Genomic DNA, 1327 nt, shown 5'->3' with positions numbered 1-1327 from the left:
CTGCTGTGCTCTCTGCTCCCCTTCCAGCGCATCGAGCGCATTGCGGATCAGGTTGGTCAGCAACTGCTCGAGACGCACCTGTTCGCCCATCACGATGATGTCCCGGGGCAGCGCGTCCTGCTCCACCGTCAGGTCGAGGGCGGTGACTCGCTCGGCGAGCAGTTCCAGCGCGAAGTCGATGCGCGGCGCCAGCGCCAGGGCGACGGGCGCCTGCTGACTGGCCGGACGCACGAAGACCCGCAGTTGGCGAATCATGTCGGCCAGACGCTCGGACAGCTCACTGATGCGCGTGAAGTTGCTGGCGGCGGATTCGGCGGCACGCGCGGTCAGCTCGGGGCGCGTTGCGGCGGAGGCGATGCCCCGCGCCAGCAGTTTGCCGCCGCTGGCGGCGTAGGTGCGAATGCCGACCAGCGGCTGATTGAGCTCATGAGCGATACCGGCCGCCATGGTGCCCAGCGCGGCCAGCTTGCCGGCCTGCACCAGCTCGTCACGCGTGGCCTCGAGTTCGCGCGAGCGCTGGGCGACCCGCTCCTCGAGGCGCTCGTTGATCTCGCGCATCATCACCGCTTCACGCCGAATCAGCCCCAGACGCGCCTGACGCTCGCGCATCCACAGCGCCATCATCGCCAGCCCCAGGATCACGGCGAGCCCGACCAGCACCACATTGCGCGCCTGGATATAGAGTGGCCGCAGCGGCATCAGAAAATGCAGCTGCCAGCCCAACGGCCCGCTGGCCAGCGACTCATCCAGATAGCGCTGACCCATCGCCGCCGTCGGCAGCCGCGCGATCTCCGACGCCGCCAATTCGTGGTTGTCGCCCAGCACCAGGCTGCCGTCCTCCAGCTCCCGCGACAGTGGTGTCAGCGGCGCCCCGCGAAACTGCTGCTGTGCCCGAATGCTGTCCAGCGCCTGCGGCTCGATCGCCTCCAGCGCGCGATACTTCCAGTTACGCCGCGAGGCCAGCAGCACGATGCGATTGGCATCGGCGAGCAGCACCGTCTCCCCCGCCTGGCGCCAGGTATCCTCCAGCGCTTCCAGCGAGACCTTGACCACCATGACGCCCAGCGGCTCGCCCTCGGCCCCCAGCACCGGCGCCGAGACGAAATAGCCGGGACGCCCGGTGGTATTGCCGACGGCGAAGAATTCACCGCGCCCGCGCGCCAGGGCATCGATGAAGTAGGGGCGGTAGTCGTAGCGATAGCCGACGAAGCTGTCTGGCTCATCGAAGTTGCTCGCGGCCACGGTCATGCCGTCGCGGTCGGTCAGGAAGATGGCCGCCGCGCCGGAGGCACGCGCGACACGCCGCAGATGCTGGTTGAGATCGCTG

1 protein-coding gene is annotated in these 1327 nt (G+C 68.6%); it reads right to left on the bottom strand.

Annotation, left to right across the window (positions count from 1 at the left end; translation table 11 throughout):
* On the bottom strand, positions 1 to 1327 hold a 1327-nt coding region (locus tag AC4FAH_RS10510; RefSeq protein WP_490245998.1), incomplete at both ends, for a sensor histidine kinase.

Source organism: Cobetia sp., from assembly GCF_983723665.1.
The sequence above is the reverse complement of the archived record's forward strand: the minus strand, read 5'-3'. Positions and strand labels throughout refer to the sequence as shown.